Origin of the sequence: Methylobacterium sp. (assembly GCF_028290105.1) — a bacterium.
Classification (GTDB): Bacteria; Pseudomonadota; Alphaproteobacteria; order Rhizobiales; family Beijerinckiaceae; genus Methylobacterium.
In genome coordinates this window covers 1-7,563 of sequence record NZ_JAQGKL010000020.1, presented here as the reverse complement: position 1 = coordinate 7,563, position 7,563 = coordinate 1, and the positions used below count along the sequence as shown (strand labels likewise).

At 71.3% G+C, this 7,563-nt stretch carries 5 protein-coding genes, 1 tRNA gene and 1 pseudogene; 3 read left to right on the top strand and 4 right to left on the bottom strand.

From position 1 onward, the window contains the following. Positions 1 to 632 (bottom strand): acyl-CoA dehydrogenase family protein (locus JWQ05_RS01755; RefSeq protein WP_299653555.1); only part of this gene is annotated, 632 nt, incomplete at its 3' end. 349 nt (positions 633 to 981) lie between these two features. Here JWQ05_RS01755 and JWQ05_RS01750 point away from each other — a divergent pair. The 3 genes from JWQ05_RS01750 (at position 982) to JWQ05_RS01740 (ending at position 4,952) form a co-directional block, all read left to right on the top strand. Beyond that, the gene (locus tag JWQ05_RS01750; RefSeq protein WP_299653552.1) at positions 982 to 2,358 is read left to right on the top strand and encodes an FAD/NAD(P)-binding protein; all 1,377 of its coding nucleotides are present in this window, start codon (positions 982 to 984) and stop codon (positions 2,356 to 2,358) included. A 252-nt stretch (positions 2,359 to 2,610) separates the two neighbouring features. Further along, complete coding sequence (locus tag JWQ05_RS01745; RefSeq protein ID WP_299653548.1) at positions 2,611 to 3,930, top strand: PLP-dependent transferase; 1,320 nt, start codon at positions 2,611 to 2,613, stop codon at positions 3,928 to 3,930. A gap of 2 nt (positions 3,931 to 3,932) precedes the next feature. After that, positions 3,933 to 4,952 (top strand): isopenicillin N synthase family oxygenase, encoded by a 1,020-nt coding sequence (locus JWQ05_RS01740; protein WP_299653545.1) that lies wholly within the window; start codon positions 3,933 to 3,935, stop codon positions 4,950 to 4,952. A 455-nt stretch (positions 4,953 to 5,407) separates the two neighbouring features. Here the strand turns inward: JWQ05_RS01740 and JWQ05_RS01735 are convergent. The 3 genes and pseudogenes from JWQ05_RS01735 to JWQ05_RS01725 form a co-directional block, all read right to left on the bottom strand. After that, positions 5,408 to 5,499 (bottom strand) — tRNA-Ser (locus JWQ05_RS01735). Between the two features lie 110 nt (positions 5,500 to 5,609). Next, the gene (locus JWQ05_RS01730; RefSeq protein WP_299653542.1) at positions 5,610 to 7,142 is read right to left on the bottom strand and encodes an AMP-binding protein; all 1,533 of its coding nucleotides are present in this window, start codon (positions 7,140 to 7,142) and stop codon (positions 5,610 to 5,612) included. Positions 7,143 to 7,223: 81 nt separating this feature from the next. Continuing rightward, a pseudogene (locus JWQ05_RS01725) lies at positions 7,224 to 7,563 on the bottom strand (chemotaxis protein); the annotation flags it as partial.

The window sequence follows — 7,563 nt, the reverse complement described above, 5'->3', positions numbered from 1 at the left end:
TCCTCGAAGATCACGTCGTGGCTGCCGCTGGCGCGCAGGCCGAGGTGATCCCAGGTCTCGACGATGCGCACGCCCGGCGCGTTCATCGGCACGAGGATGTTGCCGACCCGTGGGCTCGCCTCGTCGGTCGACGCGAAGACGACGCCGTATGCCAGCGCCGGGCTCCCCGTGGAGAAGATCTTGCGCCCCGTGAGGCGCCAACCGCCGGACGACGCCCGCGCCACGGTCGCGGGCACGCCGCCCCGGGCCGGCGTCCCGAGTTCGGGCTCGACCCGCAGCGCATTGATCAGCGCGCCCTCGCGCACGGCCGCGTCTCCGACGCGATCGGCGACCGCCGCCGGCCAGATCCCGGCGTCGTGGATCAGCCCGTGTTGGATCAGGTGCATCGCCAGCACCAGGGCGGTGGACGGGTCGCCCTGCGCCAGCGTGCCGACGACCTCCGCCGATAATGCGAGTCCTGCGCCCGCGCCCCCGAGGCGGCACGGCACGGTCAGGCCCATCAGGCCCGCCGCGCGCAGATCGGCGATGTTGTCGTGCGCAAAGCGCCCCGCGCGGTCGTGCTCGCCCGCCCGCTCGGCGAAACGCCGGGCGAGGTCGAGGACCGTCTCGCGCGAGGAGAATTCAGGGTTCATCGTCGGGTTCAGAGCACTCGGGCGAGACGAACGGAGATGCCGGCATGACCCTGTCGGGGGCGGTCCGGCGAAGGCCCGCATCGTCCCGCCGGAGCGTCGCCGAGTCAACGGGAACGTTCTTTTTTCAGAACGCTGGCGACGAGGCTGTCATTCTCTTTGATGCGGCAAACGCGGAAGATCCTACGCTTTACCCGACAAGAGACCTCGAAACCCTTCGGTTGGATTTCAAATCCTTGTCGGCAGGCCAATTCGCGGCCGTCGAACGGTCGCCTTGTTCTCTATACCGAACAACCCTATGAGCCTCGCGACGCAACCGCCCCCGGGACTTTCGCACGATGAGTTCGCCACGATGAGTTCGACCGAACGGCCACGGCCCATCGTCATCGTCGGCGGCGGCTTCAGCGGCCTCGCCGTGGCGACGCGGTTGCTGCGCGCGCTGCCCGCCCGGCACTCCGTCCTGCTGTGCGAGCGGGCCCACGCCTTCGGGCGGGGCCTTGCCTATTCCACAGCCAACCCGGACCACCTGCTCAACCTGCGGGCCTCGCATATGAGCGCGGAGCCCGACCACGCCGCCGATTTCGCCGAATGGCTGGCGCGCAGCGACTTCGACGCGGACGAGCGCGCCGGAATCCGCGTCACCGAGGCGGGCACCTTCGCGGCGCGTGGCCTCTTCGGGCGCTACCTCTCCGAACGGCTGGCCCGTCTCGCCGAGGAGAGGCAGGACCGCCTCACCCTCGTGCGGGAGGCGATCATCGACCTGGAGCCGGCACCCGGCGGCTTCGTCGCCCACCGCGCAGGCGGCGGACGCATCCCGATCGCGGGCGCGGTGCTCGCCATGGGCAACCTCGCCGGCCCCGTCGCCGCGCGCAGCCGCCACCAGCGCGACCCCTGGAACCCCGACGGCCTCGCCAGCCTCGATTCCGGACGCGACGTGCTGATCGTCGGCACCGGGTTGACCATGATGGATTCCGTCGCGACCCTGCGCCGGCAGGGGTTTGTCGGCCGCATCGTCGCGGTGTCCCGCCGTGGCCTGGTGCCGAAGCCGCACGCCGCCGTGCCGATCTGGCCCCGCCCGGACCTCGATTCCGAAACCCGCGCGTCGGTGCGAAAGCTTCTCGCCTGGGGCCGCGCCGAAATCGCGTCCGCGCGGGAGGCGGGCGCCGATTGGCGCAGCGTGGTCGATGCCCTGCGCCCCATCACCGACGACCTCTGGGCCGGGCTGCCCCGCCCGGAGCAGGCGCGCTTCCTGCGCCACCTGCGTCCCTACTGGGACGTGCACCGCCACCGCACCGCGCCCCCGGCGGCGCAGGCCATCGCCGAGGAGGTGGCGCGCGGCAGCCTCGTCGTCCTCGCGGGCCGCATCCGCTCGGTGGAGGACGGGGCCGACGGGGCGCGGGTCGAGATCCAGCCGCGCGGGCACCGCGAGACCCTGCGGATCGACGCGCAGGCCATCCTCGACGCGACGGGGTTCAGCCGGCTCGCCGAGACGCAGGACCCGCTGGTGCGCAATCTCATGGCGCGCGGCCTCGTCCGGCCCGGCCCCTTCGGTCTCGGCCTCGACGCGACGCCGGAGGGTCGCACGATCGCCCCGGGCGGTGACGCGCCGCTCTGGGCGGTCGGTCCGCTCCTGCGGGGCGTCCTGTGGGAGTGCATTGCCGTGCCCGACATCCGCGACGCCTCCGTCGGCCTCGCCGAATCGATCGCGTCCCACTTGGCACAGGCCTGACGGAACACATTCTTTGTTGCGGAGCGACGAAAGCGAAGATTGTCACGGCATTGGCGCGCGACTGAAAAGATCATTCTCGTTGACAGATCAGTCCATCGCTTCATGATCGAAGCATAGACAAAATACAGCATCGACCCTCGCGTCCCGGAATAACGACTTCCCGAAACGCAAGGTGACCGCCGAAGCTCCCACGCCGCACCACCCGGATGCGGCGATCGATCCCCCATGCCCGCGCGCCCTCACGGAGGCCCCATGTCGAACCCGATCGCATCGCAGCACCCCGAGACCCTCGCGCTGCACGCCGGCTGGCGTGCCGATCCGGCCACCGGCTCGGTGGCGGTGCCGATCCACCAGACCACCTCGTTCCAGTTCCGCGACACGGCGCATGCCGAGAACCTGTTCGCCCTGAAGGAACTCGGGCCCCTCTACACCCGCGTCACCAACCCCACCGTGGACGTTCTGGAGCAGCGCCTCGCCGCCCTCGAAGGCGGGGCGGCGGCGCTCGCGGTCGCCTCGGGCCAGGCGGCCTCCGCCCTGGCGGTGCAGAACCTCGCCCGCGTCGGCGACAACATCGTCGCCTCCACCGACCTCTACGGCGGCACCTGGAACCTGTTTGCCAACACGCTGGCCGAGCAGGGCATCGAGGTGCGCTTCGTCGATCCGGCCGACCCGGAGAATTTCCGCACCGCCACGGACGATCGCACGCGGGCCTATTACGGCGAGACCCTGGCCAACCCGAAGCTCGCGGTCTTCCCCATCGCGGAGGTGGCCGAGATCGGCCGCCCGCTCGGCATCCCGCTGATCGTCGACAACACGGCCGCCCCCCTGCTGGCCCGGCCCTTCGATTTCGGCGCGGCCATCGTGGTCTATTCGACCACGAAGTATCTCGGCGGCCACGGCATCGCCATCGGCGGGGCGATCATCGACGGCGGACATTTCGACTGGACCGCGACGCCCGGCCGCCAGCCCGCGCTCAACACGCCGGATGCCAGCTACCACGGCGCGGTCTGGACGGAAGCCGCCAAGCCGCTCGGCCCCATCGCCTACATCCTGCGCGCCCGCGTCCGCCTGCTGCGCGATCTCGGCCCCTCGGTGTCGCCGCTCAACGCCTTCCTGACCCTCCAGGGCATCGAGACCCTGGCCCTGCGCATCGAGCGCCACAGCCGCAACGCGCAGGCGGTCGCGGACTACCTCTCCGGCCGGCCCGAGATCGAGCGGGTGATCCACCCCTCGCACCTCACCGGCAAGGCGCGCGAGCGCGCGGTGAAGTACCTGAAGGGCGGCTATGGCGGCCTCGTCGGCTTCGAGCTCGCCGCAGGGCGCGAGGCGGGCCGGCGCTTCATCGAGGCCCTCGGCCTGTTCTATCACGTCGCCAATATCGGCGACGCCCGCAGCCTCGCCATCCATCCGGCCACCACGACGCACGCGCAGCTCTCCCCCGCCGACCAGCGCGCCACCGGCGTCTCGGACGGCTATGTCCGCCTCTCCATCGGGCTGGAGCACATCGACGACATCCTGGCCGATCTCGACCAGGCGCTGGCGGCCGTCGGCAGCTTCGCGAAGGCCGCCTGAGGGTGCCGGCCCGCGGCATCCCGCATCTCCACCTCGGCCGCCTCGACGCGGGCTCCGCCGAGCGGGCGGCGTTCCTGGCGGATCTGCGGGCCGCCGCCCGCGATGTCGGCTTCTTCCACCTCGCCGGCCACGGCATCGCTCCGGCCGAGATCGCGGACGTCCAGGCGCTGGCACGGCGCTTCTTCGCCCTGCCGCTGCCCGAGAAGCAGGCCGTGGCGATGGTGCGCTCGCCCCATTTCCGGGGCTACACCGCCGCCGGGCGCGAGATCACCCGGGGCGCACCGGACTGGCGCGAGCAGTTCGACATCGGGGCCGAGCGCGAGGCTCTGCCCCGGACCGGAACGTCGCCCCCCTGGAACCGGCTTCAGGGCCCGAACCAGTGGCCGGCCGGCCAGCCCGACTTACGCGTCGGCCTGCTGCGCTGGCAGGCGGCCGTGACCGCGCTCGGCATTCGCCTGCTGCGCGCCTTCGCGCTGGCGCTGGGCCAGAAAGAGGACGTGTTCGAGCCGATCTACGCGGGCGCGCCGAACCAGCACATCAAGATCATCCGCTATCCCGGCCGCGAGGCCACCGGGGGCGAGCAGGGGGTGGGCGCCCACAAGGACAGCGGCTTCCTCACGCTCCTCGTGCAGGACGGCCAGAGCGGCCTCGAGGTCGAGGGGCCGGACGGCTGGATCGCGGCCGAACCCATCACCGACAGCTTCGTCGTCAACATCGGCGAGTTGTTGGAGCTCGCCTCGAACGGCTACCTTCGCGCCACGGTGCACCGCGTCGTGACCCCGCCCGCCGGCCGCGACCGGCTCTCGGTCGCGTTCTTCCTCGGCGCCCGCCTCGACGCCACCGTGCCGCTCCTCGACCTGCCGCCCGATCTCGGGGCGGAGGCGCGCGGACCCGCGAGCGACCCCGACAACCCGCTCTTCCGCGACGTCGGGCGCAACTACCTCAAGGGCCGCCTGCGCTCGCACCCGGATGTCGCCGCGCGCTTCTACGGCGATCTCGCGACGACGGGCTCCGCCGCATGATCGGACGCCTCCTCCGCGCGCTCCGGGCCCGCTTGCGCGAGCCTTCGATGGGGCCGCCATCCCCGCCGGTGCCCGACGCCGCGTTCCTGATCGGGATTCCGAATGCGGTGGTCATTCCAGTGCGCCCTGGCACGTCTCGACCTGAAGACCTGAACTGAAACACCAGCTTTACCTAAGCGGTGACCGGTGGGAGGAAGGCTGACCTCCTCCCCCTTCCGCAGCGGCAATAGACGCCTCACTTTGGCGGGTACGCGATACAGGTCACACCCAGCCGATAGCGGGCACGAGGTGAGCCGGCACTCGCACTCGGCTGAACCAACGTCCGCGACGACACTGGAGGTACTGAGCCCTCTGCACCCACCGCCTCACACCGAAGCAGCCAAGGTGACACAGCGTCGCCGGTTGGCCCGAGATGACCGAGGAAAAACCAGTTCTTTCAGTGGCTTATGGGTATCTGGCGGAGACGGAGGGATTCGAACCCTCGATACCCCTTTCGGGGTATGCTCATTTAGCAAACGAGTGCCTTCAGCCGCTCGGCCACGTCTCCGCAGGCCGTCGATCTAGAATTTCGTGCTGGGCGGGTCAAGCGACGTTTCGCCCTGGTCGCCAGATTGTGGGGGCGAGCCGGGTCGGGAACATTCGAGGGGAGGAGAAGCCTCAGACCGCGCCGAGGCGCTTGCGCTGGACCTTGCCGTTCGGGGTCCGGGGCAGGGCGTCGAGGAAGCGCACGGCGCGGGGGCACTTGTAGGCGGCGAGGCGCTCGCGGCACCAGGCGATCAGGGCGTCTTCGCCCGTCGTCGCGCCCAGTGTCCGGACGACGAAGGCGGCGATGACCGTGAGGTCGGGGCGCACGGCGAGTTCGGCGACACCGACCTCGGCGACTTCGGGATGCTGGCTCAGAACGCCCTCGACCTCGTTGGGCGAGACCCGGTAGCCGAGGGCGTTCATCAGGTCGTCGTTGCGGCCGTGGAAGGTGAGGTATCCCTCGGCATCGAGGCTGGCGAGGTCGCCGCCCGTGAACCAGTCGCCGCGCATCACCGCGGCCTCTTCCTCCGGGCGGTTCCAGTAGCCGAGCATCAGCCCGGGCTCGGAACGGTGCACTGCCAGCAGGCCGATCTCACCGGCGGGGAGGGGCACGGGCGGTCCGTCGACGGGCAGGACCGCCACCCGGCGCCCGGGCTGCGGCTTGCCGGGAGAGCCGGCGCGGACCGGGATGGTCGGTCCGCTCGACACGTAGGTCGAGATCTCGCTCATGCCGAGCGCCTCGTAGAGGGGCTTGCCGGTCGTGCGCTTCCAGGTCGCGAGGAGTTCCGGCGAGAGCGCTTCGCCCGCCGTCACGCCGTGGCGCAGCGACCCGAGATCGTGCGCCGCGAGGTCGGCGTATTTGAGGATCTGGCGGTAGAGGCCCGGCACCGCCGCGAACAGGGTCGCGCGGTGGCGGGCGATCAGCGCCGGCCAGACGCCCGGATCGCGTGGGCCGTCGTAGAGAACGGCGGAGGCGCCGCAGGCCCAGGGGTCGGTGATGCCGACCCCGAGGGTGTAGGTCCAGTTCATGGTGCCGGCATGCAGCATCACGTCGGTCTCGCCGAGCCCGAGCCAGTGCGCGTGCATGGGGCGCCGGCCCCAGATCGAACGGTGCGCGTGCAGCACCCCCTTCGGGCGGCTCGTGGTCCCGGAGGTGTAGATCAGCGTGGCGGGGTCGTCGGCGCCGGTGTCGGCATAGTCGGCAATCGCCGGGCCGGCCTTCATCGCGGCGATCTCGGCGGGACCGAGCAGGATGCGCCCGCCGAGGCTTGCCCTGTCGACGGCGTGGCCTTCACCGACGACCACCACCGAGGCCCCGGCATTCTCCATGAGGAAGGCGGCCTCGGGCGGGGTCAGTTGCGGCGAGGACGGCAGCGCCACGAGGCCGGCGGCCAGCGCGCCGAAATAGACGAGGACGTAATCCGCCTCGTTGCCCATGCGGATCATCACCCGCGCGCCCGGCGCGAGGCCGAGGTCCTTGAGTCCGGCCGCGATGCCCCGCACGGCCCGGTCGGCCTCGGCAAAGGTCAGGGTACGGACGTCGTCGCCGGCCCCCGCCATGACGAGCGCGACCTTGTCGGGCCGCAGCCGGGCGTTCTCGGCGAGGCAATGCCGCGCGCCGTTGAAGCGGTCCGGCGGCGTCTCGGCATCGTGGGATTGGGGCAAGGGGCGTCTCCGCGAAGTCTCGCCGGAGACGATGCCCGAAGCCGGCCGCCGCACAAGAGCGCGGCGGCTCGGGAACGCGCCTCAGCCGGCGATTTCCTTGGCGGCCGTGAGCATGTCCTTCATCGCGTCGGCGGCCGCTTGGTAGGCGGGCGTCCCGACATCCCAGTTGCTCGCCTTGAGCGCCTCGATCATGCGGCCCGCTTCCGTGAGCGCGCGGGTCTCGGCGGCGCTGAAGCGGCCGAAGGCCGGGTGCGAAGCCGGGGCGGTGCCGGCGAGGCGCTGGCTGATGCTGTCGCCCACCTTGCCGGTGAGCGTCGCCACGGCGGAATCGGCCTGGGCGAGGCCGACGAGGATGCGCGCGAGCTTGCGCTTCCAGGCGCCGACGTCGGCGGGCAGGCGGACGAGGGCGTAGACCGGCACC

Bases quoted from the DNA above. Each gene is read 5' to 3' on its own strand.
- JWQ05_RS01750 (WP_299653552.1), top strand. From the start codon at position 982: ATGAGTTCGACCGAACGGCCACGGCCCATCGTCATCGTCGGCGGCGGC.
- JWQ05_RS01745 (WP_299653548.1), top strand. From the start codon at position 2,611: ATGTCGAACCCGATCGCATCGCAGCACCCCGAGACCCTCGCGCTGCAC.